Below are 781 nucleotides of genomic sequence, written 5' to 3'. Positions count from 1 at the left end.
TGCGAGCGGACCTGGGTACGGCGACGTACGAGGCGCAGCGGATCGGGTACCGGGGGACCGTCCCGGCCGGGAAGACGGCCACCGTCACCTACTCGGTGAAGGTGAAGGACCGGCCGGCCGGCGACGGCCGGCTGCTCGGCGGCGTGACGGCCGAGACACCCCGCTCGACCTGTGGCGACGGCAGCAGGGACCCGGCCTGCGCAGCTGCCGTCGCCACAGGTCGAGCGGGGTGTCTCGGCCGTCACGCCGCCGAGCAGCCGGCCGTCGCCGGCCGGCCGGTCCTTCACCTTCACCGAGTAGGTGACGGTGGCCGTCTTCCCGGCCGGGACGGTCCCCCGGTACCCGATCCGCTGCGCCTCGTACGTCGCCGTACCCAGGTCCGCTCGCACGTCGCCCCGGTAGTCGGCGTCGTCGAGGGTCCCCGTCAGGTCGTCGCCGAACCGGACGTCCGGCCGGTCGACCGTGCCGGTGTTCCGCGCGGTGATCGTGTACGTGATCGTGTCGCCCGGCTTCACCGTGCGCGGGCTCGCCGTCTTGGCGATCTCCAGGTCGGGGACCGGTACGGAGAAGGCGAGCGAGGACGCGACGAAGGCTTCGCCGCGCGGAACACCGGCACGGTCGACCGGCCGGACGTCCGGTTCGGCGACGACCTGACGGGGACCCTCGACGACGCCGACTACCGGGGCGACGTGCGAGCGGACCTGGGTACGGCGACGTACGAGGCGCAGCGGATCGGGTACCGGGGGACCGTCCCGGCCGGGAAGACGGCCACGACGGCCAC

1 pseudogene is annotated in these 781 nt (G+C 74.0%); it reads right to left on the bottom strand.

The features are described 5' to 3' along the window. A pseudogene (locus EAO70_RS36305) lies at positions 1-781 on the bottom strand (DUF11 domain-containing protein); the annotation flags it as partial.

The sequence above is a fragment of the Streptomyces sp. adm13(2018) genome (assembly GCF_008042145.1).
Taxonomy (GTDB): domain Bacteria; phylum Actinomycetota; class Actinomycetes; order Streptomycetales; family Streptomycetaceae; genus Streptomyces.
Note: the sequence above shows the minus strand (reverse complement) of the source record. Positions and strands in the feature narration are given on the sequence as shown.